Raw genomic sequence first — 24,783 nt, 5'->3', positions numbered from 1 at the left:
AATGATTAATAACAATAACAATAATCCTGAAAAGGATAAAAATATCAGTGCGGAAAACAGCAACTCATCCAGTGCTAATGCAGAAAATCAGGCCGATATCATTCAAAAATCCGAGACTGAAAAAGTAAAGGCCAGCACTGAAAACAATAATACTAAAAAAACAAAGGAGAAAAATAAGATTGCGTTCTATAAAAGGCGCAGTTTTAAATATGGCAGTATGGCTACTGCCTTTACGGCAATTTTCATAGCGATTATAATTCTCATCAACGTCGGGCTTACGGTTGCTTCGGAGAGGGTCCAACTGAGCGTCGACCTTACAAACTCCAAAAGTTATGAACTTTCTTCTGAAACTCTGAACTTCCTTAAAAAGCTCAAACAGCCAATAACTATCAAGTTTTTTGCAACAAGGTCCCAGATGGAAAATGCTGACGATCAGTATTTCTCCGGTGCCGTTAAACTGATTCAGCAATATCCAAAATACAGCTCGAATATTTCAATCGAATATATCGACTATGAAAAAAACCCAACTGCCGTTGCGGCTTATCAGAATGAAAACGTCAACCAATACGACATCGTTGTTTCTGCCAAAGACAACAGCGGCAAAGAAATCTATAAAGTGATTAATTATTCAGATTTGGTGGTCACTCAGACCAATTCCACAACATATTCGCAGTCTATTATCGGAAACCAGGCCGAACAGCAAATCGACTCTGCTATCGATTACGTTACAAGTGACTACCATCCGACAGTAATATTTACTCAAGGACATGACGAAGACGACGCCTCAGCCTACCAAAGCCTCCTCAAAAGCGCCAACTATGAAGTATCACAATCGAACATAGCGTCCAAAGATATAGACAAAAAAGCATCTGCCATCGCTATCGTCAATCCTAAGACTGACTTTTCAGAAGCTGAAATTGACAGAATTGATGCTTTCCTCAAAAACGACGGCAATTACGGCAAGAGCGTATTCATTTATCTTGACCCGAGAATCCAAAGCCTTCCGAAACTTGAAGAGTATATCGCCGAATGGGGCGTAAAGGTTGAAAAAGGCGCTATCTACGACAGCACAAACAGCTTCAACAACGCCTTTGACCCCATTGCTTCGGATGTGGACAGCGAAATAACTGGTATCCCCTCAACAACAAATATCGGAACAGACGTGCGTATTTCAAAACCGCTTACCATACTTTATGAGCAAAAGAACGAGCGTAAAGTTAAAAGTATCATCAAAACGGGCGATTCTTCTAAGCTTCTCGCCGATATTACTAAATCAGCAGCCGACTCTGACAAAGACGGCCCGTTCACAGCTATGGCCCTTTCAACTTGGACGAGTGGAAGCAACAAATCTAATATGGTCATATCCGGTTCGTTCCAGATATTAGATTCTGACGTCTTAAATTCGACAAACAAGAACAATAAAAATCTAATTTTAGGTATGACAAACAAATTGTTAGGCAAGCAGACCTCTATTTCCGTACCGTCAAAATACAACTCTTCATCTTCCCTTAGCCTTACAATCGGACAGCGCTACCTGACATGGATCCTTCTGGTCGTTATTATCCCTGTAGCTATACTTCTGATCGGATTTGTCAAGTGGTTACGGAGGCGGCATCTATGAAAAAACAGCTTCGGAACATCATTATATCTTTATGTGTAGTCGTCGTTCTTGTAGCCGGAGTTGTTTCAGTAAATTTGCTAATGCCTAAGAAAAACTCGTCAAGTTCAAGTGCTTCCTCAAGTACGCCTGAAATCTCCGTCTATAAAACTGACGTGAAAAATATAACTATGGTGCACATAAAGACCGAAAAAGACGATGTCATAGTACGTCAGTCAAATGGCAAGTATTCTGTAGACGGTCTCGATCAGAAATTGCTGAATGAGGATTCTGCATCCACTATATTCTCAACTGCTTCAAACATCACTGCAGAAAAGGTCATCGACGAAAATGCCTCAGACCTTTCTCAGTATGGGCTTGACAAACCCAGTGTAACCGTCGATATAGTCAGCAGTGATAAAACTGTAACTGTGGAAATCGGCAAAGAGACGCTGACCAAAGACGGCAATTACATGAAACTCAAAGACAGCAGCAAGGTTTACAAGATTACTGCGGCTGAGACAAACTCGCTCGACTATGTAAAAACCGACCTTGTCAAACTGTCCATTTGTGGCTTCGATTCCGCCAATGCGGCGAAGCTTACGGATATCACATTGGGAGGTTCGGCAAGACCTCAGCCAATAGTATTGAAGATTGACCCGAGCTCTGTCAGCTCGTCTTCTGGTTCATCTTCAGTCTCCTACCTGATGAAGTCTCCGGCGACATATCCCCTTAACGACGAGAATATTTCAACGATTACTTCCGCTTTGCAGTCGCTTTCAGCAAACGCAGTTGTATCCCTCGACGTTTCGGACGCAAACCTTGAAAAATACGGGCTCAAGAATCCGAAGTACACCCTTACCGCGGTATATAACGGCAATAAGATGGTGCTCCGCTTCGGAACTCCCTACAAGGAAGACAGTTCAACACTGATTCCGATTTACCTTGAGGGTACTCCTGCAATCTACAATATCGCTGATTCAACTGTGTCTTTCTATGACTGGCAGCTTGATGATGTTACCGACTCATTGCTTTACACCGAGTTTATCGACAATATAAAGTCAATTACAGTCTCCAAAGGCAGTGAGAACTACACCATCAATCTCTCCGGCACAGGTACCGATCTCAAAGGCACTTACAATTCAAAGGAGCTCAACACAGACAACCTGAGGAAATTCTATGAGAAATTCCTCGAGATTAAGAAATATGGAACTGCAACACGCCCAGCTAACGCCTCAACGTATGCAAAGGTCGTTGTAACCTACCGTGAGGCCTCACGCAAGGCGACTACAATAGAGTTTATCACCATTGATAATCGGAAATGCTTATACTCGCTGGACGGGCAGGCTCATTTCTACACCTATACTTCCGATGTGGATAAGATGCTCAACGCGATACGCGATCTTATCGCAGGAAAAACCATTTCCGATTAATGAAAATCACGCCTGAAAATAGCCGCAGCATTGCCTGCGGCTGTTTTTTTGCATTGAATCCGCCTGTAACTTCGCCCTTTTGTGTCTCATATAATTAAGTGTAGGTATTTAGGGCCGTCTTAACCTTTTTGCGCATGAAAAGTGGACGGCTCTCAATTCGTACAATAACAAAAAAGGTGGATCTCAATGAGCGTTTATAAGTCTGAATATTCAAACAGAGGATCTATATGGAACCCGCCCGCGGATTATTTCACTTATCCGCAACACCTTTCAGATCCGGAATGCTACCCGCCGAAGCCTCACTGTTTCAAATGCCCATATTACCCCTATCCTCCCCGCAAACCATGTCCACCGCGCATGCCACATTTCCCACAACCATACTGCTATCCTATTCCGTACCCCTATCCGGTGCCATATCCGGACAAACCTAAGCACTGCCCCGATCCGTATCCCAAAAAGCATCGTGACAAATTCAGGGCCTTTGGCTATTTTGCTTCTGTTACCACGGGCGGTGCTTTCGCAGGAGGAGTTATCCCGCTGACATTTGCCGACCCGCTTAACAGGAATATAAGGCTCATCGCCCCCGCTAACACTCAGGTTGAAATTCAGATTCCTGGGGTTTACAGGATAGTCTACTCGGTTACAACCACATCGGCGTCGTCGGGCGTATTCTTACAGCTTCTCAGAAACGGACAGGTTGTATCCGCAAGCCCAATCCCGATTCAGGAAGGTGTAAACCAAAACGAGATATTCCTGTTCCTGAACAGAGGCGATACGCTATCGCTCAATCTCACTGGTGCTGTTACACTTGCAAACGGCAAAAACGCTTCTATCCTGCTTCAGCTTATTTCAAGAAATTAAGCTTTACCGGGCGGGTTTTCCCCGCCCTTTTATTTTTTATTGATGTTCGATATTTAACTAAAATTCGACATTATTAATCTTGAATGAGCTAAGACACCTGACTATAATAAGATTAACATATTATCGATATTATTTGGTTTGAGGGGGGACAACTATGGATCTGAATGACACGATTAAAAATGTCTGTGATGAAATAGTTAAAAACTTTAATCCTGAGAAGGTTATCCTTTATAATGTAAAACGAAGTGTCGACGGCGAAATCAGAGGCTTCAAAATCTGTGTCATCGTCGATACTAAAAATAAATTTGATACCGAAAAACATATCTACCTTGATATCGACAGCGATATACCGTTCGACGTTCTGGTTTATACTCCCGCCGAGTGGGCAGAACTGATTTCAGAAAAAAGCAGCTTTGCCTGCCGCATTATCAAGGAGGGAACTTATATACATGGGGAGACGACGTGACCGAAGCGGTGACAGCCGCAGATATTACGACTGGCTCGCAAATGCAAAAGAAGACCTCGACGCCGCCGAAATACTTCTCGATTCCGACTCTACACTTAACGCGTGTGCTTTTCACTGCCAACAATGCGCCGAAAAAGCGCTTAAAGGATATGTTCTGTTTAAAACTCATCAGCACCTCGATGGGCATAACCTCGCATGGCTCTGCCGTCAAGCAATGAAAATCGATCGCCGTTTCAGCGAATGGCTTGATGAAAGCGTTATACTCAACCGGTACTACATAGAAACACGGTACCCGGCTGACATTCCGCTTAACCTGGATTATAAAACCGTAAACCGAGCCTACGATATGGCCCGTTCCATGTACCGCTTCATCTGTGATGAGGTTTATGAAAACTCAGATACAGAGGATTAAGCTTTCTTTAAAATATTTTCTGACGGTGTGAATGTAGGCTTCTTTTTTATACAGACTTTGTTTAAAATTTTAATAAAGTACCCATTTTAATATAGCCGAGCAAGGAGCAAAACAATATGAATATTAAAGAACTTAAAGAAAAAATTGCACGCGGGGCCTTTGACAGCAAATTCAAAGAACTATACGGCAATGATATCGCGGCACAGCGGCAGCGCTATCTTGAGGCAGCCGACGGTTTTATCCGCAATTTCGGTGAAGCCGGCGATGTTTTTCTTTTGAGCGTCCCGGGACGCAGTGAGGTCGGCGGCAACCACACTGACCATAACAACGGCAGAGTGCTTGCATGCGCTGTCAACCTCGATATAATAGCGGTCGTATCCCCCACCGGCACAAACACCATCCGCATTAAGTCCAAAGGCTTTGAACTGGACGTTGTTGATATCCGCGAAAAATCGCCGGTTAAATCTGAAAAAGGCAGTTCATCCGCCCTCATCAGGGGCGTCGCGGTACGCCTTGAAGAGCTTGGGTATAAAATCGGGGGCTTTGACGCATATACAATGTCGGACGTTTTAAAAGGGTCCGGCCTATCCTCGTCGGCGGCTTTTGAGGTTATGACCGCCAGTATAATAAGCCTGCTGTTTAACGGCGGTAATATCAACCCGCTCGTCATGGCGCAAGCCGGGCAATATGCCGAATGTAATTACTTCGGAAAGCCATGCGGGCTTATGGACCAGACCGCCTGCGCCGTCGGCGGATTCATCTCGATTGATTTTAAGGATACACAGAAACCGATTATTGAAAAACTTGATTTTAATTTCTCTGAAACGGGTTACGCCATGTGTATAGTGGATACCGGCGGCAATCATGCGGATTTAAGCGACGACTATGCGGCGATTCGCAGCGAGATGACTTCTGTGGCAAAGTTTTTGGGTCACAACAACCTGCGCGAATGTGACGAGGATAAATTTTATGCAAACCTTACGGATATCCGCACAAAACTGGGTGACCGCGCCGCACTGCGGGCCATTCACTTTTTCAATGACAACGCCCGGGTTCTTGACGAGGCTGCCGCGCTGAAATCCGGCAATTTCCGAGAATTTTTAAGGCTTGTCAATGAATCTGGCAGGTCGTCTTTTATGTACCTTCAGAATATCTATTCAATTAAAAACCCGCGCTCACAGGGCCTTTCCCTTGCTCTTTCACTCTCTGAAAAATTGCTCAAAGGCTGTGGCGCTTGGCGTGTTCATGGCGGCGGCTTTGCCGGAACAATTCAGGCCTTTGTCCCCCTTGAAAAATTGGACGAGTTTTCGGCAGCTATGGAAAATGTTTTCGGAAAAGGTGCTTGTCACAAGCTCATGATTAGACCAAAAGGAGCATATTTTTTCGAATAATACTGCGCACTTTACGATATTCTGCAGCCCGAAAAGAGTCCTTTTCGGGCTGTTTTATTATGCCCGAATTTCCGGCACTTTGGCAAGCAAATAATTCTGACGACATATTCTCAAAGTACCAATAAATAAAACCGCGGGCATCATTTTTAATCAGTGCCCGCGGTTTTTATGCTGTGCAACGTTTTTTCTATTCCAATGAAGAAAAAATTAGAGGGTTGCCGCAAATCAATTAGGCAACCCTCTTAATTGTTTTTTATACTAAAATAACTATATTAGCCGCATTTTGAGTATCCGCAGTTGCGGCATGTCACACATCCGCCCTCATGCTCCAGCTTTTGTCCGCACTCTGGGCAGTACTTCATACTCACGTCCACATGCTCAACATAATCAGATTTTTTTGTTTCAGGAACTATCGGTATCTTGCCGTTTGAATTGTCCTGATACTTCTTAACCTTTTCTATAACACGTGCTATCGCGTCCGGGCAAGAAGTAACCTTCATGCCTTGTTGCCTTATCGTAGACGGGCAGCGGATACCCTTGAGCTGCTCAATAATAACGTCTATATCAATGCCGGAACGCAGAGCAATCGATACAAGCCGTGCCGTAGCCTCACTCTGGGACGGACAGCCTCCCGCCCTGCCGGTATTCGTGAATACTTCGCAGATGCCGTTCTCATCGTAATTGACAGTGATGTAAAGGTTGCCGCAGCCGATTTTCACCTTTTCGGTAAATCCGGTTGTAATATCCGGCCTTGGGCGCGGCTGACTGGGCTTCTGCACGGTACCAGAATTCACCTTTCCGATGTTCAGTACCTGTGAATCGCGGCTGCCGTCGCGGTATATCGTCACACCTTTGCAGCCCAGTTCGTAAGCAAGCATGTAAACCTTCCTGACGTCGTCCCGCGTTGCAGAACTTGCAAAGTTGACTGTCTTTGAAACGGCGTTATCAGTGTAATTCTGGAACGCCGCCTGCATTCTGATATGGTATTCCGGCGAAATGTCGTGTGCGCAGACAAATACCCTGCGGATATCTTCCGGAATTTCAGGGATATGAGCAAGAGTGCCTTCTTTGGCAATCTTTTTCATAAGCTCATCAGAATAGAGCCCGCGCTCCTTAAGCTTACGCTTGAGAACCGGGTTGACCTCAATAAGTTCAGTGCCGTCCATGACGTTACGGATAAAGACATAGGCAAAAACCGGCTCAATGCCGCTTGAACAGCCCGCTATTATTGAAAGGGTTCCTGTCGGGGCGATCGTGGTTACGGTGGCATTGCGCATGGCTGGCCCGTCTTTAAGCGTGCTTTCCTCAAACAGCGGGAAGGCGCCGCGTGTCACAGCGAGTTCTGCACTCTCTTCCCTTGCCGACTCGGTGATAAATTTCATCAATTTTCCTGCCAATTCGACAGCCTCGTCGGAGTTATAAGGAATGCCGAGTTCAAGCAGCATATCTGCCCAACCCATAATGCCAAGTCCAACCTTGCGCGTCTTTTTTGTCATCGTGTCAATTTCGGGAAGAGGATATTTATTTGCATCAATAACATTATCAAGAAAGTGTATGGAGATTTTAACGGTCTTTTTGAGTTTGTCCCAGTCAATGCCGGTCTTGTCGGCCTTTAACATCTTGCACAAGTTGATTGAACCGAGATTGCATGATTCAAACGGAAGAAGCGGCTGCTCACCGCAGGGGTTGGTAGACTCGATCTCACCGCATGTGGGAACCACATTGTCGCGGTTGAGTCTGTCCAGGAAAATAATACCCGGTTCGCCGTTTCTCCACGCCGCGTCGACTATCTTATTAAATACGTCAAGAGCGCGAAGCCTTGAAACAGCCTTTTTTGTCGACGGGTCGATAAGGTCATATTCTTCGTTGTTGATAACCGCCTTCATAAAATTCTCGGTTATTCCAACTGATATATTAAAGTTTGTAATATCAGCATTATTCTTCTTGCAGTCAATAAAATCAAGTATATCCGGATGGTCGACACGAAGAATACCCATATTCGCGCCGCGCCTTGTTCCGCCCTGTTTAACCGCCTCAGTCGCCATGTTGAAAACGCGCATGAAGCTGATGGGGCCAGAAGCGACGCCGCCGGTAGTGTTGACTGTGCTGCCGTTTGGCCTCAAACGCGAAAACGAAAATCCTGTTCCGCCGCCGCTCTTGTGTATGAGTGCAGCCCTTTTTATTGCCTCAAAAATATCCTCCATGCTGTCCTCAACAGGCAGGACAAAACAAGCCGAAAGCTGACCCAATGGTCTGCCGGCATTCATTAATGTTGGAGAATTCGGTAGGAATTCGAGATTTTTCATTAAAGAGAGAAATTTCTCTTCGGACTCTTTCCGCTCTTCTTCCCCGCCGTATTTGAGATCAGGCTGAGCAACCGCTTTCGCTACGCGCTCAAACAGCTCATCGACCGTTTCAATAGGGTTTCCGTGCTCATCACGCCTTAAATAACGCTTTTCAAGAACCACCCGCGCATTGTTACTAAGCTCCATTTTTACACTTCCTTGTGCCATTTGTTGTGCTTTTGCGGACTTAATACACAATATATAGTATTTGTCGCTGGATATATAATATCAGCATGAAAGTACTATGTCAAGGCAAATTTTAAAGTTTCTGCACGGCAAAGGCAAAAATTTGATATTTTTACATTTTATTACAGTTAGAAATTATTTCTTCTCTTCGCAGTGAGGCTCTTTTTGAAAATAAAAACACCGGCCGTAACAGTAATTATGCCGGCCAAAACTGTTATGATAACAGATTGAACCTGCCCAAGCTTGAATACATCAACCAACGATTGCCATACACCGAAGAGACCGAAGAAAATAAACAATGCGGCAGAAATGATTTTGAGCGCGTTTTCAGGGAGTCTGCGGTTTGCAACGGCACCAAGAAAAATACCGATTCCGTCGGCAATCAACATTCCAAGCGAAGTGCCTATCAAAATCGCTACAGGGACTTTGGGATAACTTGCCGCTAATGAAATTGTGACCAACTGCGTCTTATCGCCCATCTCTGATAAAAAGAATGAGGCAAAAACAACCGCCACGTCGCCGTAAGAGCGTTTTTTCTTCACTACCTCATTATTAGACTCCTCATTTTCGCCCTTCAGCGTCCAAAGGCCGAAAACCAGAAACAGCAGCGACGCTAAGAACTGAACTGTACTCCGCCATCCCGGCACGCTTGCAAGCAAAGCACCTACAGCTACAGCGATAGCGTTTAAAGCAAATACCGCCAGCGTAATACCTATAAGCACTTTTGAAAGCTTCATCCTTGCTGCAAACGCCATAGCGAGAAACTGCGACTTGTCCCCCATCTCATTGAGCGCTATAAGACCAGTGCTCAGAATAAGCGGCCAAATAAATTCCCAAACAGACCCCATGTTATGTCCTCCTGATTTACAATACCTTATATTATCATAACAGCCTTTTCTTCTACATAAACCTTTATCCGTTTGCCAATATAAATCGACCTTGATTACATTGACGTTTTGTTCTATCGACCGGACATTAATTTAATATTGCACAAAAAAGACTCTTAACACAGCCAAAAACTAATTACCACAGCAACTCGGTTAATACGTTACTATGATTGCTTTTTTGGGCCGTGTTAAAAGTCTCGTTACTCAAAAAGAGCCGTGCCGCCAGGCGCTGTGCGCCGGTATGTTGGCGGAACGTAATTAACTACTCCCTTTTAACAATATTAGAAATTATATCACCGTTTATTTGAAGAGTCAACAAAACGCCAGCACATTCCAACCACCACCCTGCCCCGCGTTAAATATTGATACTTTTATCCTGCGCCCGCCGTCTCTATATTCTGAAATATGCCGCGGCAACGTCCACATAATTGTTGAATTTATTATTTTTTTGTATAAATTTATATATCATTTGTTACAGCTTGGGTTGTCCCGAGTGGATTTTGTTGTTTTTTTGTTACAATCTTCGAATAAGCTGTTCAGCTTGTTTATTGTGCATGTTGCACATATTTTTATAACCGAACAAGCTATAAATACACAAAAATTGCTGCGAATTTGCTTTTATTCATATATTAGCTTGCAATTTAACCAATTGTGTGTATAATTATATTGTAACTACTTTGTAATAATTAACGAAACTATTGAAAGGAGGTGGCGTCTTGGCTCAACGACGGAAACAAAAAAATTCGTTTTCAATTCATTCTGCCATGGCTAAACCTCCTTTAATAAGAATACTGCGGTTTTTGTACAAGACATCATATTTAACCGGAAAAGCAGCAATAAGGCTATTCAAAAGGATAGAAAGCGGCTTTAATGCTGTTTTTGAAATTGTTTTAGCTGAATTATTCAGCGGTATTAAGGATTTATTAAGAAATATTAGCGAGTTTAAACGTACTCGGGCTGTCCGCGGTGACATTTCAGTCACCAGAGGCATTATTAATTTCGGCAGAAATTTCCGTAGCTTATTCCGTATTTGCCGTGAAGCTATTATCCGCGGCGGACTAATAAATGGACTTGTTGTTGCCGGCAGATTTATTAAGCGCGGAATTTCAAAATCATTTGCAAGTAAAAAATCAGCGCTTAATTATATTGCTCCGGCCGCAGCAATATTTGTCCTTATCTTAACCATTAACTTCTGGTCTAACGCGACATTTGCGCTTTCCATTTCTTATAATGGCAAAGAACTCGGCGTTGTCGCTTCTGAACAGACTTTCCGTAACGCTGCCGATGAAGTTGAAAAGGATGTATCCGATGCTTCTGGAAGCAGCTTCGCGCTTGACGGCAAAGTTACGATGAAGCTTGTTTTGGCCAAGAAAAGCGATTTGCTCAATGAAGAGCAGATGTATAACAATATTATATTGAAGTCATGTGAAGGCGTTAAAAACGGCTATGGGCTGTATGTCGACAACAGGCTTGCAGGAGCGAACACAGAAAGCGGCGCGATTGAAGCCATGCTCAACGACATGACGAAAGAATACAAGAAGGATCCTGACGTACAGAGCGTGGAATTCAATCAGGATGTGCAAATCAAAAGCGGCCTGTTCCCTGACAGTGTATTCAAGTCCATAGACGAGATTAAAAAGACAGTAACAGGCGGCGATGATACGAGCAGTGTATCAGACAGTACTGCTCCCATCAAAGCTGATTCTGGCGTGTTTAGAATTTCTCTTGATCCGCTTTATGCTATGAACTTGTCTGATGGAAATGGTATTAGCGATTCAGATGCAATTGTTACTGGTAGCTCCTCTCCGATATTGACTATAAAAGTAGTCAAAACTGAGGTATATGAGCGTCAGATTCCGTATCAGACCGAACAAACTACATCAGACAAAGTAAAGAGCGGAAAAACTATCATAAAGACATACGGACAAAATGGCATTGAGCGGATTGTTGCCGCAGTTTCTTATGTTGACGGCGTAAAAGTAGGCGAAGAAATCATTTCAACAACCGTTACAAAACAGCCCGTTAACCAGAAAGTCGTTGTGGGAACAAAGAAGAAAAGCAGTAGCTCGTATTACGGCGGCTCATATTCATATGACGACGACGGTTCGGTTTCATCATCTGTGAGCAAGGTTTTAAAATATGCCCGCTCCGCGCTGGGAATTCCGTATGTATTCGGCGGAACAACACGTTCAGGATTTGACTGCTCCGGTTTTACTGCTTATGTTTATTCTAAAGTGGGGAAGAGATTACCTCACTCAGCAGCAGCCCAGTCGGCATATGGTTCATATGTAAGCCGTTCCAATCTGAGGGCTGGTGATTTGGTTTTCTTCGATACAAACGGAGGACACAACAATATTACACATGTCGGCATATATATGGGCGGCGGGAAGTTCATTGACGCATCATCATCGCGTCCCCGCGCTGTTACAATAGATAGCTTAAACAGTTCTTACTATTCCTCAAGATACATGACAGCACGAAGAATTTTAAAATAAGATGAAATGCGCTAAAGGCATTGCAAAACATCAGTTTTGCAATGCCTTTTATTTTTCCGCCCAACCGGGGTAGCCTCAAGTAATACAAATACACTTGTGCACGCGAAAACATCCCTTATCACAAATTATCACAAATTTAAAGCCCGCAGAAGATATCCTCCGCGGGCACATAGAAACTTATTTGTGCAAAGGTAAACTCGTGCCTTGCCTCCGGCGCAGCTGGTTAGTCGACGATGATTTCGCCCTCGGTAACACCGGAAATAGCGTTAACCTCATCGAAATCAATATGCATGAAGGTCGCATATTTAGGGCTTACACGCGCGACAACCTCATCGAAAATAAGGGCGCGTTCGCCGCCGACCTTAACTTTAACTATCTGTTTGTCCTTAATGCCCATCTTTTCGGCATCTTCGGGAGTCATATGGATGTGGCGCTTTGCAACAATAACGCCTTCACTGATATCGATTTCACCCTTTGGCCCGACAATGTGAATTGGTGCGCTGCCTTTAATATCGCCGGACTCTCTTACGGGTGGTGTAATGCCGAGTGTGCGTGCATCTGTAAAAGATATTTCAACTTGTGTAGCAGGTCTTACAGGCCCCAGGACGCTGACAGAAGGGAATGAACCCTTAGGTCCAACAATCTTAACACGTTCCTCAGACGCGAACTGTCCCGGCTGTGAGAGCCACTTTTTAGGGGTAAGCTGATAGCCTTTTCCAAAAAGAGTTTCAAGATCCTCTATGGAAAGATGTACATGACGCCCTGAGCCTTCAATTGTAATCTTAGGTAATTCCATTAGCAACACTCCTGAATAGTTATAATATAATAAAGTCTCTTATTCGCAGTTAACGAAAAAAAGACTTATTTACATATTTATACATGCCAATATACATATGTTTAAACGAGTTTCAGCAGCATCACAGACGGGTTCCCTCTGTAATGCTGCTGAAATATGCAGACTTAACTCTGTTGAACAACGCGGTAAAGTGACGAGGCACCCTCTTTGGTCACATGTTCATTGACCTCGAGCACCTCTACATCAAGTGTATGAGCGCCAAGGGACAGACTAATCCTATCTCCCGGCTTTACCTCATATGATGCCCGCGCTGGTTTTCCATTTACGGTGACACGACCAGCGTCGCACGCCTCATTTGCGACCGTGCGACGCTTAATAAGCCGCGAGACCTTAAGATATTTATCAAGCCTCATAATTTTACCATTGAAATCGGATAGGTTATGCTGTAATTATTTCGCCACAGCGTCCTTAAAGGATTTGCCGGCCTTGAATACAGGATAATCTGTAGCCGGGATCTTGATTTCTTCCTTTGTACGCGGATTGTGGCCTATGCGCTCCGAACGATGATGGACTTCAAATGTCCCAAACCCAACGAGCTGCACTTTATCGCCGCCCGAGAGAGCTTCGACGACGGAGTCGATAAATGCCGCAGTTGCCTTCTCGGCATCCTTCTTTGTAAGTCCAGCTTTTTCAGCTACCTTTGCTACTAATTCTGATTTTGTCATAATAATTCCCTCCATTTTTGGGTTTCTTATTGAAATCCTTCTACGGTCATTCCGTTTCGGATTGCAATACACTTTTGGCTTTTTCCCAAAGCACATCCATTTCTTTTTCACTCATGCTCTGGAAATCAGAACCGCTTTCAGCCGCTAATTTCTCGCACAGAGCAAAACGCTTTATGAATTTATCACAGGAAAAAGTCAGCGCCTCTTCTGGCTCAATTTCTAGCATCCGTGCAATATTAACGGCCGCGAAAAGAAAATCACCGAGCTCATCAAGACATGCTTGCTTATCGCCCTTTTCTATTTCCGCCTCAAGCTCTGATAATTCCTCACGAGCTTTTGATAAGGCTCCGTAAACATCCGGCCAGTCAAAACCGGCACGGGACGCTCTTTTCTGAACCTTGTAGCTGCGCATCAAAGCTGGCAGCGCACGTGACACGCTTTCAAGCGTTTCAGTGTCTGATTTTTGATTTTTAGTCCGTTTTTTTATCGCATCCCAGTTTTTCAGCACCTCATTTGAGTTATCGGCTTTTACATCGCCGAAAACATGGGGATGGCGAACAATAAGTTTTTTGCAAACACCATCGGCCACATCATCAATATTAAAACGACCTGCTTCACTTTCCATCTGGGCATGCAGCGCAACCTGAAGCAATACATCACCCAGTTCCTCTTTTAAAAGCTCAGGGTCGTCATTGTCAATGGCCTCGATAGCTTCATATGTTTCCTCAATAAAATTCGCTCTGATTGATTTATGAGTTTGTTCTCTGTCCCACGGGCACCCGCCCGGGCTTCTTAATATTGAGACAATTTCTATAAGATCATCAAAATTGTATTTGTTTTTGAACTCAAATCCTTCAACCATAAACTTGCTCCCTGTATTTCATTATATTATATTAAACCTAAATTTTCAAATTATCAATACTGGGAGCAATTTTTTAGCGAATTTTTGCTGTTTTTATAACTTTGCGCCACATTTATTGCAGTAATTTGCATCAAATTGATTTTCATGGGAACATTCGGGACATTTTTTTACTTTGCGAAGGGCATTTACCTTTTCTTCCAAATCCCTGCGCTTTTTTAACAATAAGTCAATCGCAGTTGCCTTTTCCTGAACATAGTCAGTGCAGTCAGTATGCTCTCTGGACGCTTTATAAACCATTTTGCCAAGCTCTAAATATTCTGCTTCAATTTTTTTATCAACTTCAGCAATTGAAATGCGAAGTTTTGAAAGTTCAACGAATTCTCCGGTTTTCCTGCCAGCAAAATCTGCAGCACCCTTCGCCTTGATTACAGCATCCTCTAAAACACCCACTATAATCACTCCCCTGCAAATCACTTCCTAAAGTATACCACCTATTTTAGCTAAACACAAGATATTCTGCGGGTTTGAGGGCGTTTTTTTATATATATTTTTTGCAGAAGAGCGCATTTTTATATTGCTATTAATATTAATGTAATTTATCTATTAGTAATAAGTGCTTCCGCCCATAAATTCCCTGAGCATACAGTCGCCCGGCAATAGCGATTCAGGCATTGGTTCTATCTCATTGAGCCCGGTGAGGATATGCCTTGCACGCTCGATGTGGGGGCTGTCTTCGGGTATAGTGCTGAATAGTTCTATGGCCTTTTGTTTAAAAATACACGGCTCGCAGTTAAAGGCAGAATTGACGGTAATATCCGCGTATCTTTTGAACGGGCGGACATAAAGGTCTTCACCGCGGCATACCGCGTCCCACATGTCAAGGGTATTGCTTACGCTCGCGCCGCGGAAATTGAAGTCGCGAACCGTTCTGCGTATCAGCCTCATGTCCCTCGCAGACAAGATATTTTTGCCCTCATCGTCGACGAAATCAGAGCTTACGCTGACATATATTTTGAGTATATACTCGGCCGGCAGCAGCCCTGTTATTGCGGTGTCGAGCGCGTGAAGCCCTTCAACAACAGCGACATCTTCTTTATCAAGCACTACAGGCCGCTCTTTCTCCAACCTATGGCCCGTCTTGAAATCGAATATCGGTATATTGGCACGGCCATTAAAGATAAGCTTACCGAGTCTTTCTTTCAACAAATCGGTATCAAGGGCCGCTGACGATTCATAATCCCTTGTTCCGTCCGGCAGCAAGGGCGCATCTTCCCTGTTCTTGAAGAAATCGTCCATGGAAATCGTGACAGCGCCGCAGCCCCGTTTTTTCAACTTCTCTTGAATCTTCAGCGATGTAGTGGTTTTCCCCGAAGCGGAAGGCCCTGAAAGCATGATAAGCCGCGCCTTCGACGGATCCGCGGCTATTCTGTCCGCGATACTGTCGAGCTTCTTTTCGTATCTCCCATTGCAGAAATCAAAAAAGGCCTTTGCATCTTTTTTCGCTAATAAGTTGACTTCGCTGACTTTGATTTTGGCCCTGCCTATTGTCTTAATTGTAGCTGGCATAGAACTCTTTCACCTTTTTCTTTCGGTCTAGAATTTCTGAAAATCTGCCTATATATTCATAGGGGTACTTAAAGTTGAAAACACGTTCGATTTTATCGCCGTGGGGCTGCCTTAATTTTGTCACTGCACCTGCGCCTACGGCCAGAATCGTGTGTGTCTCATCCATAATAAATATATTGTAAAGCCCTTCGAAACCTGGTTTTGCAAAACCTACGTTTTCAAGTCCACCGAGCGTATTTTTCTGGCGATATAAATAATATGGCCGGTAACCTGCGGTTTTAAAACGGCTTCTTGCTTCCGACAGCATTAAGTTCACGTCCCGAGCCTCAGCGTCGTAGTATCCGCCGCCGGAGGTGACAAGCCTTGAAGACCGCTTCATTGCGAGTGTATGAACCGTTATGGCCTCCGGATCCAGTGAAAGCACGCCGTCAAGCGTTTTGCTGAATCCTTGAGGCGTGTCACCCGGCAGCCCCGCAATCAAATCCATGTTGATGGATTTGAAGCCTGCCTGCCTTGCCTGCGCAAACGCCTCAAATACCTGAGCCGACGTGTGATTTCGCCCTATCGCCCTTAATATATCATCGTTCAGCGTCTGCGGATTTATACTAATACGGGTGGCGCCGCCCTCGATAATCGCGTCGAGCTTTTCACGGGTGATTGTATCCGGCCGGCCAGCTTCTACAGTATATTCACGAAGCCAATCCAGTTTGAATGATTTTTTGACGCAGGACATAATATCCGAAAGCTGCCGCGCGCTGAGGGAGGTGGGTGTGCCTCCTCCGATATAAATTGTCTCTAACCTCAGCCCGAGTTCGGTTGCCAATTCCCCGGTTTTTTCTATCTCCTCGCACATCAGCCTCACATATTCCGGCAACAGTTTTGCCATTTTTTCGACATCGTGCGAAATAAAAGAACAATAGAGGCAACGCGAAGGGCAAAAGGGTATGGAGATATAAAGGCTCGCAGAGTTCGGTTGGGATAAGGATATTATTTGCTCCTCCAATATCCCCGCCTCTACACAAAGCTCTGCCTTTTCCTTTGATGTATAGAACTGCTTCTGCAGGTCCTTCGCCGCCATATCCGGAGCCATTCCTGCGGATAACCGCGCACGCGCGAGTTTGACCGGCCTTATCCCCGTCAGTATACCCCACGGGTGGCGGAAACCGGTAATTTTCGCTACCGCCCTATACATAGCCCTGCCAAGCGCAAATTCACACTGTATGTCAAACTCATGCCCGCGTTCATTCGGTTTGACCCTTACCCGTTCCGCAGCGCATTTTCTAACGCCGCCTTTTGAAACACAGACTAACGCAGAAATCTTATTGTCTGCATGACGCTTTATTTTAGTATAAACAAAATCGTCGTCGGGACAACCTCCGGCGGCGGTATTCTGACATTCGACTGGTTCTCCAGGAAAGAAAGCAAAGCAAAGGGCCCTCATCTCATATTCAAGGTCGTGCCCGTCAAGAAATAATTTCATATCAAGGTCCCCATAAACGGGTTATTTTTCCTTTCATAATCAAGGGTAGTGAAATCGCCGTGTCCCGGCAATACTTGCAGGTCGCCTTCAAGCGAGAAAATCCGCTTTAAAGATTCCTCAAGCTCCTGCATGTTTCCAGTGGGCAGGTCAGTACGCCCCGCACTTTCTTTAAACAGGGTATCGCCGCTGAATAATGTGTCCTGCGTCATATAGCAGCAGGAACCGTGCGTATGCCCCGGTGTGTGGATTACCTGCATACTCACGCCGCCGAACGTCACCGTATCGCCGTCGTGAAACAGGATATCTGGGGTAAAAGGCTCAAAATTATCTAACCCCATTGCATTGTAAACATTTAAGTCAGGATTATTTAAAAGCTCAAGCTCATCGGCAAACACCCCGAGCTTAGCACCGGTTTTTGAAAGCACCTCGTGGGCCGCGAGCATATGGTCTGCATGCCCATGTGTAAGCAGCACATACTTTGCTTTGCAGCCTGTCTCTTCAAGCGCAGTAACAATGCGGGAAGCATCGGCGCCGGGGTCGATTATCACCGCGGAATTTGTTACCTTATCACATACAATATAACAGTTTGTCTCAATCATGCCAACTTTCAGGCATTTTATAAACATAACAGCCCTCCTTCTTAGGCCATCAAAGCGTATCCGTGTCGATGACAATCGTCACTGGTCCGTCAAGTTCAGCAGATATCTTCATGTCCGCGCCGAATTTCCCCGACGCGCTGTTCTTTACGCCTGACCGTTCAACTGCGTCTATAAAATGAAGATACAGCCGTTTGGCTTCTTCGGCTTTCGCGGCGGCGGTAAAATCCGGTCTGTTGCCGCGAGAACAGTTGCCGCAAAGCGTGAAATTTGAAACTGTCAATATGCCACCGTCAATATCTGTCACCGACTTTGAAAGCTTTCCGTTTTCATCGCTGAAAATCCTAAGCTTTGCCACCTTTGACGCCAGCTTCTCGGCATCGGCATCTGTATCGCCTTCGGCAACACCTAACAAAACCAAAAGGCCGCTTTCTATTTTCCCGACAGTTTCACTGCCGACGCTTACAGCGGCGCGTGTAACCCTTTGTATAACTGCTTTCATAAAACCTCCGGTGTCCTATATTAGTAATTCTGTGTAGAAAAATGATATCTTAATCTGTAAATTAAAGTATTTCGTGTAATTATTTGGCGCCAGACCTGGTAACCTCCAAAACACCGCTTATCTTGCTGAGTCTGGATATTACATTCTGCAGGTGTTCTGTGCTTGTTACATCAACCGTAAGGTTTATAACCGCGTTGCCGTTTTTCATCTCCCGCGCATTTACGGCGTGGATCATCACCCTCATTGCTGAAAGAGTTGATGAAACATCCGCCAGCAGGCCAAACCTGTCAGAAGATATAATCTGAAGCGACGCCTTGAACGGCGCGTTAATATTGCGGGCCCAGCTTACATTGACCCAGCGTCCTGCGTATTCTTCGCGCGATATGTTCTGTCTTACGTTTACGCAATCGGTTTTGTGAACCGAGACACCAAAGCCGCGGGTTATAAAACCTATTATCTTGTCACCGGGCACAGGGTTGCAGCAGCGTGCCATCTTGACAAGGCAGTTGTTCAGCCCTTCAACGATGACGCCGCCGACTGTATGCCGATGAGTGATGTTTTCAGGAATCTGCAGTTTCTGAGGCTTTATAGCCTTGAGATAATCGTCTTTGACGCGCGGCATAATTTTTGAAAGGACAATGCCGCCGTAGCCTATCGCCGCCAAGAACTCGTCTGCAGTATTGAAATGCTGGCGCTTTGCCACTTCAAGAACAAAATCGTCATACTGGTCTTCGTCGAGTATAATCCCGTTGCGCCGGAATTCGCGTTCAAGCTCCGCTTTGCCCTGGGCGATATTCTCCTCACGCCGCTCCTTTTTGAACCATGAACGTATCTTGTTTCTGGCTTCGCTTGTGCGGGCTATCTTGAGCCAGTCGCGGCTCGGGCCGTGCCCTGGGGCTGAGGTGGTCAGTATTTCTACGATTTCGCCCGTCTGGAGTTTATAGTCGAGCGGCACAATCTTCCCGTCGACTTTGGCGCCGGTCATGCGGTTGCCGACGGCGCTGTGAATCGCATAGGCAAAGTCAATGGGCGTAGAATTAAGCGGCAGGTTTATTACGTCGCCGCGGGGAGTGAATACAAAAACCTCGTCTGGTGAAAGGTCGGTCTTGAGCGACCTTATGAAGTCCTCCGCGTCCTTCGACTCCTGCTGCATTTCAAGCAGTTGGCGCACCCAGGTCAGACGCTCGTCGAGCGCCTTGTTGCCTCCGGATATGCCGAGCTTATATTTCCAATGCGCAGCGATACCGTATTCGGCCGTATAGTGCATCTCCCATGTGCGGATTTGCACCTCGAAAGGAATACCCTCCTTGCCTATTACAGTCGTGTGGAGCGACTGGTACATATTCGGCTTTGGCGTGGAGATATAGTCCTTGAAGCGGCCCGGAATAGGCTTCATCATGTCATGAATAATACCGAGTACATTATAGCAGTCGTTGACCGTATCGACAATAATGCGTATGGCGTAAATGTCGTATATTTCGTCAAAGGATTTACCGCGGAGGTATGTTTTGCGGTAAATGCCGTATATGCTTTTGACACGTCCGTCAATATGCACGTTGAGATTAAGCTTCTGAAGGCGTTCGGCAATCCGCTCTTTGATACTGTCGAGCAGGGCCTCGCGCTGGTCCTTTCTGCCGGCAAGCATGGATTCAATCTCATTGTAGGCAAAAGGGTCCAGCAGCCGCAGGGAGATATCCTCAAGTTCGTCCTTAATTGTACGTATGCCGAGCCTGTGGGCAATCGGCGCATAAATCTCCATTGTCTCAAAAGCCTTTAAAAGCTGCTTCTCCGGCGGCAGAAAACGGGCAGTCCTCATATTGTGGAGCCGGTCGGCAAGTTTTATAAGTATGACCCGTATGTCCTTCGCCATGGCGAGCAGCATTTTGCGAATATTCTCCGCCTGCTGCTCTTCGCGGGACGAATATGGTATGCGTCCGAGCTTTGTAACGCCGTCGACAAGAAGGGCCACGTCGCTCCCGAACTGTTTTTCTATAGCCGACAGTTCCACCGGCGTGTCTTCGACAACATCATGCAGCAGCCCGCCGATTACTGAATCCGTATCAAGCCCCAAATCGATTAAAATAGCCGCTACCGCTGCAGGATGTGTCACATACGGTTCGCCTGAACGGCGCTTTTGCCCCTCATGTGCCGCTGCAGCAAATTCATACGCCTCGGTTATCTTATCAATATCGTATGCAACGCCGCTCTGTTTTATTTTTTCTATGATATTCTCAAGTATAGAGTCCATTATTACCCTCCATCTGCTAAGGCCCGTCTGATGTTTGTGCCGTCTACAACCTTTTCAAAAGTGCAGATGCCGCAAGGTCGATTTTGACTCCGCTGCGCAGGCGGTATGTAATATTCTCGCCATCATCCTGACCATCGCTGACGATAAGGCCTGTTTCAGTGAAAATATCCTTTATCAGGAGCAGCTTAAAATAATTAAAACGCGGTTTAACGCGGCAAATATCCTTGCATGCCTTTTCAAGCGAAATCTTGCCCTCATGCCGGGTCAACAGCCGGAAAACGGCGGCGAATTCTTCGCGGTCGGGTTTCAGCCTGGCCCTTAATGCGTCAGAAGCAATGGGGGTACCTGACAAAAAGGATTTATAAAGTTCAGTATAATATTCGAAACACGCTGATTTTCTTATATCTCTTACAATCACGCCGAGTGACTCGGTGTTTTTATAAAGATTTACCTCAAGCGATACGGCAAGGTCTACTATATCCCAAACCTCAAAATCAAAACCTCGCCTTGCCGTATTGAACATGACAGCCGTAAATTCAAAGCCGTCGCAGTTAAACGAAATACGGGTATGGCCATCGCCAACCGGGGAAAGAGCTGTAATCTGAGCAGCGGGCACATAGAAAAGCGGTGCAGGGTTTCCGCTGCCAAAAGGTTCGAGGCGTCTGACTTCACGCGCCGTCGACAGGGATATTTCATAGCCGTGCAGTTTCATATCCATGCAGACGCGCAGGGTGGGCAGCTCCGGTTGAATACTCGCCAGATGGTTTAAAGCGGCGTAAAGAGCGTCATAATTTTCCCGTTTTACAGTAAACCCTGCCGCCAGTTCGTGGCCGCCGAAACGCTCAAGGTATTGTGAACATGACTTCAGCGCGGCATGGATATTGAATCCCGGTACGCTGCGGCAAGAGGCGCGCCCGATATCGCCGTCAAACGATACGACTATGGCCGGCTTTCCATAAAGCTCAACCAGCCTCGATGCTACAATCCCAATTACACCGTTGTGCCACTTTTCTCCTGAAACAATTAATAATGGGCTCAGGCGCAGCGATTCATTCTCGTCGATATTCTTTACGGTCTCCTTCAATATCTCCGCTTCTATGCGGCGGCGCTCGCTGTTATTATCATTAAGCTTTTGTGCAAGCTGTTTTGCCTTATCGGTATCTCTCGTTGTCAAAAGCTCAAAGGCGTCGCCGGCTGTCGCTATACGCCCGCAGGCATTTATGCGCGGTGCAACGGTAAAACCCAAAAGTGTGGACGTTAATCTGCGGCGCACTCCTGCCGCTTCGAGCAAGGCTGATATGCCGATATTTTTGCCCTCTGAAATGAGCTTGAGGCCGCGGCATACTATAAGCCTGTTTTCGCCGAGAAGGGGCACCACATCCGCCACTGTGCCGACACAGACAAGCTCCCCGTATTTCTTAAACAAAGCGTCTTCTGAAAGTCCTTCAGGTTTGCTCTTTTCAATTGCGCAGACAAGCTTGAAGGCTGTGCCGACGCCGGCAAGCTCTTTGAACGGATATTTGCAGTCCTGCCGCTTCGGGTTTACTATGGCATATGCCTCGGGCAGGGTATCATACGGGTTGTGGTGGTCGGTGATTATCAGACAGACGCCGAGCTCGTTGAGCAGTTTTGCCTCGTCGAAGGCGGATATGCCGGTGTCAACCGTAATGATAAGCGTCGTGCCGCTGTCTGCAATTCTTTTGCAGGCAGCGCTGTTTAGCCCATAGCCCTCGCTTTCCCTGTCCGGTATATAATAATCCACGTCTGCGCCGTTTTCTTTAAGATAAGAATATAAAAGCGCGGCGGAGGTTACACCGTCAGCGTCATAATCACCATAAACCGTTATTTTCTCATGGCCCTCTATTGCTTTTAAGATTCGAGCCGCTGCCTTTTCAACATCCGCTAAAAGCATTGGGTCATGGAATTTTCCATCTCCGGAGAGAAAACTTTTGGCTTCTTCCGGGTCTTTCAATCCGCGCAGCGCCAAAAGTGTAGCGGTAACCCGCGGGTATCCCGCTTTGCGCAAATTTGCTATAGCCTCCTTGTCAGGCTGCAAAACGCGCCACTCCCTGCGAACCAAAAGCATCCCCCCTTTTAATATTTTGAGTGCAAAATTATTTGCATAATATTTAATTTTATCATTTTGTGATTAAATCTGCAAATTTATATTTCCGGAATGTTTTATAGCACGTTTTAATAGAAAAATAAGGATTTTTAGTCAATTTATTTGCTATCCTTGTATATCCATTGATACTATTGGATTTATTTTATGTTATAATATAAATATAGGTTATCAATAGTCATAAAAATCTAAAGGGACGGCATTTGCCGACCCTTTAGATTTGGCGGTAACTGTAAATCGTATCGCCGGTGCCGCTTCAGAAAATTCTTCTGCGCCTTCTTTGTTCTATCTGTTCATGCAAAACGAAACGGTAGATGTTGTCCGCATCTTTTTCACTGATGTCCACAAAGCGGCAGCCATACTTATTTCCCCTGTTAGAATAAACACATCTAACAACCTCTGCTGTAAGGCACATCGGCATGCCTGCTTCTCTGAAAACGAACGGAAACCTATGCCATTTTTCAAACTTTTCATCACATTTTATGTACATACCGTTAGCGCTTATATTGATTATTGTTATATCTATGGGTTTTTCGAGTTTTTCAATGTTGCCATCTGCCCCGAATTTATGAGTGATTTTATAATGCAAAAGTATTTCAGCCCGAGTGCTGTTGCGCTTTTGCCTTGAACTTATAAATTTTAAATTTTCAAGCACGAGTTCATTTCCGTCAATGCTTTCAACATCCGCTAAATACACACATTCGCCCTTTACGCTGTTATAGATAAATAGGTTCACGTCTTCGGCAACACGCAGCGAATAATCGCCAATGATGTTAACCCGAGCTTTGCTGCCATCAAAAGCGTCTATTTCCCCTCTCGCAAGCTCTTCGCCACTTTTTGAAGTTATTACACACCTGTCGAATTCATGCAAGATAATCACTGCTCCCAAGGCGCATCAGTTTAAACGTCTCTTATTACTCTTACTAATAATAATACATAATTTGATCAAAAATTGCAATCGTTAAAGGTATATACTCTTTGAGTTGAACGCTGAGTCGAACGCTTGCCCGGGCTGGTTCTGAAAGCGTGGTGTATCATATGCCTTTACATATGTTATATGGCATCTTTACGGTGCTTTTGGGCCTTGTTTTCGGCAGTTTTTTAAACGTTTGCATATATCGCATACCAAAAAAAGAGCCCATCGTATTTGGCCGCTCTCACTGCATGTCATGCGGCACAACCCTCAAACCAATTGACCTTGTACCGGTGTTCAGCTTTATTTTTCTCGGTGGAAAATGCAGACACTGCAAAGCCAAAATTAGTATACGATATCCGTTAGTTGAGCTTCTGAATACGGGGCTGTGGATAAGCGCTTTTTATATATTCGGGTATTCATTTAAAACGCTCACAGCATTTGCTTTTATCTCCGGCCTTATCGTTTTATCGTTTATCGATATTGATACAAAAACAATACCGAATGGCCTTGTCATATACCTTTTGGTGGTCGGTGCGCTCAACTGCATAGCCGACAATTCTTCCCCGCTTTATGGCAAACTCATAGGCATATTCGCCTGCGGGCTGCCTTTGTTAGTTATTGCCCTTGTCAGCCGCGGCGGCATGGGCGGAGGCGACGTGAAATTTGCCTTTGCCGCCGGCCTCTTTCTCGGATGGCAACATTCCCTTCTCGCCCTTTTTATCGCGTTTGTAACTGGCGCTGTTTTTGGCCTTGTTTATATGCTTATTACGAAAAAGGACGGCAAGTCCCCTATTCCTTTTGCACCGTTCCTATCCCTCGGCATGGTCATTTCAATGTTCTTTGGCGACTCATTGATTAGGTTTTATTTATCTTTATTCAGTTAATACTGTGGGGGTG

General features: G+C 45.3%; 22 protein-coding genes. 8 read left to right on the top strand and 14 right to left on the bottom strand.

Features of this window, described 5'->3' with window-relative positions; translation table 11 throughout:
- Window position 1 precedes the first annotated feature (1 nt).
- The 6 genes from V6C21_RS02940 to V6C21_RS02915 all read left to right on the top strand — a co-directional run bounded on the left by V6C21_RS02940 (window position 2) and on the right by V6C21_RS02915 (window position 6,160).
- Window positions 2-1,621, top strand: a complete 1,620-nt coding sequence (locus V6C21_RS02940) for a DUF7088 domain-containing protein (RefSeq protein WP_479268279.1) — start codon at window positions 2-4, stop codon at window positions 1,619-1,621.
- The gene (locus V6C21_RS02935; protein WP_034841340.1) at window positions 1,618-3,030 is read left to right on the top strand and encodes a DUF4340 domain-containing protein; all 1,413 of its coding nucleotides are present in this window, start codon (window positions 1,618-1,620) and stop codon (window positions 3,028-3,030) included. The genes V6C21_RS02940 and V6C21_RS02935 overlap by 4 nt, the downstream gene beginning before the upstream one ends.
- Before the next feature lie 408 nt (window positions 3,031-3,438).
- Window positions 3,439-3,891 carry a BclA C-terminal domain-containing protein gene (locus V6C21_RS02930; RefSeq protein ID WP_479268278.1) on the top strand — a complete coding sequence of 151 codons (453 nt, stop codon included), beginning with the start codon at window positions 3,439-3,441 and terminating at the stop codon, window positions 3,889-3,891.
- Window positions 3,892-4,045: 154 nt separating this feature from the next.
- Complete coding sequence (locus V6C21_RS02925; protein ID WP_034841334.1) at window positions 4,046-4,357, top strand: hypothetical protein; 312 nt, start codon at window positions 4,046-4,048, stop codon at window positions 4,355-4,357.
- Window positions 4,341-4,769 (top strand): HEPN domain-containing protein, encoded by a 429-nt coding sequence (locus V6C21_RS02920; protein WP_034841331.1) that lies wholly within the window; start codon window positions 4,341-4,343, stop codon window positions 4,767-4,769. The genes V6C21_RS02925 and V6C21_RS02920 overlap by 17 nt, the downstream gene beginning before the upstream one ends.
- Window positions 4,770-4,885: 116 nt before the next feature.
- Entirely contained in the window at window positions 4,886-6,160 is a 1,275-nt protein-coding gene (locus tag V6C21_RS02915; RefSeq protein ID WP_479268277.1) for a galactokinase, read from the top strand.
- Window positions 6,161-6,432: 272 nt separating this feature from the next.
- Here the strand turns inward: V6C21_RS02915 and V6C21_RS02910 are convergent, their stop codons facing one another.
- Window positions 6,433-8,652 carry a vitamin B12-dependent ribonucleotide reductase gene (locus V6C21_RS02910; RefSeq protein ID WP_034841326.1) on the bottom strand — a complete coding sequence of 740 codons (2,220 nt, stop codon included), beginning with the start codon at window positions 8,650-8,652 and terminating at the stop codon, window positions 6,433-6,435.
- 167 nt (window positions 8,653-8,819) lie between these two features.
- On the bottom strand, window positions 8,820-9,539 hold the full coding sequence (locus V6C21_RS02905) for a TMEM165/GDT1 family protein (RefSeq protein WP_034841323.1): 720 nt from the start codon (window positions 9,537-9,539) through the stop codon (window positions 8,820-8,822).
- 839 nt (window positions 9,540-10,378) lie between these two features.
- On the opposite strand from V6C21_RS02905, the gene V6C21_RS02900 reads away from it, so the two are divergent.
- A complete protein-coding gene (locus V6C21_RS02900) occupies window positions 10,379-12,073 on the top strand; it encodes an NlpC/P60 family protein (protein WP_479268276.1) in 1,695 nt (564 codons plus the stop codon).
- A gap of 223 nt (window positions 12,074-12,296) precedes the next feature.
- Here the strand turns inward: V6C21_RS02900 and pduL are convergent, their stop codons facing one another.
- From pduL to V6C21_RS02840, 12 genes are all read right to left on the bottom strand, one after another.
- Window positions 12,297-12,869 carry a phosphate propanoyltransferase gene (gene pduL, locus V6C21_RS02895; RefSeq protein WP_034841321.1) on the bottom strand — a complete coding sequence of 191 codons (573 nt, stop codon included), beginning with the start codon at window positions 12,867-12,869 and terminating at the stop codon, window positions 12,297-12,299.
- A gap of 164 nt (window positions 12,870-13,033) precedes the next feature.
- Window positions 13,034-13,282 carry an RNA-binding S4 domain-containing protein gene (locus tag V6C21_RS02890; RefSeq protein ID WP_034841319.1) on the bottom strand — a complete coding sequence of 83 codons (249 nt, stop codon included), beginning with the start codon at window positions 13,280-13,282 and terminating at the stop codon, window positions 13,034-13,036.
- Window positions 13,283-13,318: 36 nt separating this feature from the next.
- On the bottom strand, window positions 13,319-13,594 hold the full coding sequence (locus tag V6C21_RS02885) for an HU family DNA-binding protein (protein WP_034841316.1): 276 nt from the start codon (window positions 13,592-13,594) through the stop codon (window positions 13,319-13,321).
- A gap of 46 nt (window positions 13,595-13,640) precedes the next feature.
- Window positions 13,641-14,456, bottom strand: a complete 816-nt coding sequence (mazG, locus tag V6C21_RS02880) for a nucleoside triphosphate pyrophosphohydrolase (protein ID WP_479268275.1) — start codon at window positions 14,454-14,456, stop codon at window positions 13,641-13,643.
- A gap of 93 nt (window positions 14,457-14,549) precedes the next feature.
- A complete protein-coding gene (locus tag V6C21_RS02875) occupies window positions 14,550-14,906 on the bottom strand; it encodes a zinc ribbon domain-containing protein (protein WP_045085147.1) in 357 nt (118 codons plus the stop codon).
- 153 nt (window positions 14,907-15,059) lie between these two features.
- The gene (locus V6C21_RS02870; RefSeq protein WP_051492507.1) at window positions 15,060-16,022 is read right to left on the bottom strand and encodes a uridine kinase family protein; all 963 of its coding nucleotides are present in this window, start codon (window positions 16,020-16,022) and stop codon (window positions 15,060-15,062) included.
- Window positions 16,006-17,502, bottom strand: a complete 1,497-nt coding sequence (gene hemZ / locus V6C21_RS02865) for a coproporphyrinogen dehydrogenase HemZ (RefSeq protein ID WP_479268274.1) — start codon at window positions 17,500-17,502, stop codon at window positions 16,006-16,008. The genes V6C21_RS02870 and hemZ overlap by 17 nt, the downstream gene beginning before the upstream one ends.
- Window positions 17,499-18,128 carry an MBL fold metallo-hydrolase gene (locus V6C21_RS02860; protein WP_034841309.1) on the bottom strand — a complete coding sequence of 210 codons (630 nt, stop codon included), beginning with the start codon at window positions 18,126-18,128 and terminating at the stop codon, window positions 17,499-17,501. Before V6C21_RS02860 ends, hemZ begins: the two co-directional genes overlap by 4 nt.
- A gap of 22 nt (window positions 18,129-18,150) precedes the next feature.
- Window positions 18,151-18,600 carry a D-aminoacyl-tRNA deacylase gene (dtd, locus tag V6C21_RS02855; RefSeq protein WP_479268273.1) on the bottom strand — a complete coding sequence of 150 codons (450 nt, stop codon included), beginning with the start codon at window positions 18,598-18,600 and terminating at the stop codon, window positions 18,151-18,153.
- 79 nt (window positions 18,601-18,679) lie between these two features.
- Entirely contained in the window at window positions 18,680-20,848 is a 2,169-nt protein-coding gene (locus V6C21_RS02850) for a RelA/SpoT family protein (protein ID WP_479268272.1), read from the bottom strand.
- Between the two features lie 43 nt (window positions 20,849-20,891).
- Window positions 20,892-22,928 (bottom strand): single-stranded-DNA-specific exonuclease RecJ, encoded by a 2,037-nt coding sequence (recJ, locus tag V6C21_RS02845; RefSeq protein WP_051492506.1) that lies wholly within the window; start codon window positions 22,926-22,928, stop codon window positions 20,892-20,894.
- Between the two features lie 298 nt (window positions 22,929-23,226).
- Window positions 23,227-23,850 (bottom strand): PilZ domain-containing protein, encoded by a 624-nt coding sequence (locus V6C21_RS02840; RefSeq protein ID WP_479268271.1) that lies wholly within the window; start codon window positions 23,848-23,850, stop codon window positions 23,227-23,229.
- 158 nt (window positions 23,851-24,008) lie between these two features.
- Here V6C21_RS02840 and V6C21_RS02835 point away from each other — a divergent pair, with 158 nt between their 5' ends.
- Window positions 24,009-24,770: a prepilin peptidase gene (locus V6C21_RS02835; protein ID WP_045085143.1), complete on the top strand. Its 762-nt coding sequence runs from the start codon at window positions 24,009-24,011 to the stop codon at window positions 24,768-24,770.
- Window positions 24,771-24,783 lie beyond the last annotated feature (13 nt).

This window comes from [Clostridium] cellulosi (genome assembly GCF_036762875.1).
Lineage (GTDB): Bacteria > Bacillota > Clostridia > Oscillospirales > Ethanoligenentaceae > Ruminiclostridium_D > Ruminiclostridium_D cellulosi.
Note: the sequence above shows the minus strand (reverse complement) of the source record. Positions and strands in the feature narration are given on the sequence as shown.

Excerpts from the sequence above, each read along its gene's own strand:
- V6C21_RS02915 (WP_479268277.1), top strand. The coding sequence starts at position 4,886 with ATGAATATTAAAGAACTTAAAGAAAAAATTGCACGCGGGGCCTTTGAC.
- V6C21_RS02885 (WP_034841316.1), bottom strand. The coding sequence starts at position 13,594 with ATGACAAAATCAGAATTAGTAGCAAAGGTAGCTGAAAAAGCTGGACTT.
- V6C21_RS02890 (WP_034841319.1), bottom strand. The coding sequence starts at position 13,282 with ATGAGGCTTGATAAATATCTTAAGGTCTCGCGGCTTATTAAGCGTCGC.
- V6C21_RS02870 (WP_051492507.1), bottom strand. The coding sequence starts at position 16,022 with ATGCCAGCTACAATTAAGACAATAGGCAGGGCCAAAATCAAAGTCAGC.
- pduL (WP_034841321.1), bottom strand. The coding sequence starts at position 12,869 with ATGGAATTACCTAAGATTACAATTGAAGGCTCAGGGCGTCATGTACAT.
- V6C21_RS02835 (WP_045085143.1), top strand. The coding sequence starts at position 24,009 with ATGCCTTTACATATGTTATATGGCATCTTTACGGTGCTTTTGGGCCTT.
- V6C21_RS02860 (WP_034841309.1), bottom strand. The coding sequence starts at position 18,128 with ATGTTTATAAAATGCCTGAAAGTTGGCATGATTGAGACAAACTGTTAT.
- hemZ (WP_479268274.1), bottom strand. The coding sequence starts at position 17,502 with ATGAAATTATTTCTTGACGGGCACGACCTTGAATATGAGATGAGGGCC.
- V6C21_RS02940 (WP_479268279.1), top strand. The coding sequence starts at position 2 with ATGATTAATAACAATAACAATAATCCTGAAAAGGATAAAAATATCAGT.
- dtd (WP_479268273.1), bottom strand. The coding sequence starts at position 18,600 with ATGAAAGCAGTTATACAAAGGGTTACACGCGCCGCTGTAAGCGTCGGC.
- V6C21_RS02850 (WP_479268272.1), bottom strand. The coding sequence starts at position 20,848 with ATGGACTCTATACTTGAGAATATCATAGAAAAAATAAAACAGAGCGGC.
- V6C21_RS02920 (WP_034841331.1), top strand. The coding sequence starts at position 4,341 with ATGGGGAGACGACGTGACCGAAGCGGTGACAGCCGCAGATATTACGAC.
- mazG (WP_479268275.1), bottom strand. The coding sequence starts at position 14,456 with ATGGTTGAAGGATTTGAGTTCAAAAACAAATACAATTTTGATGATCTT.
- V6C21_RS02935 (WP_034841340.1), top strand. The coding sequence starts at position 1,618 with ATGAAAAAACAGCTTCGGAACATCATTATATCTTTATGTGTAGTCGTC.
- V6C21_RS02925 (WP_034841334.1), top strand. The coding sequence starts at position 4,046 with ATGGATCTGAATGACACGATTAAAAATGTCTGTGATGAAATAGTTAAA.
- V6C21_RS02910 (WP_034841326.1), bottom strand. The coding sequence starts at position 8,652 with ATGGAGCTTAGTAACAATGCGCGGGTGGTTCTTGAAAAGCGTTATTTA.
- V6C21_RS02905 (WP_034841323.1), bottom strand. The coding sequence starts at position 9,539 with ATGGGGTCTGTTTGGGAATTTATTTGGCCGCTTATTCTGAGCACTGGT.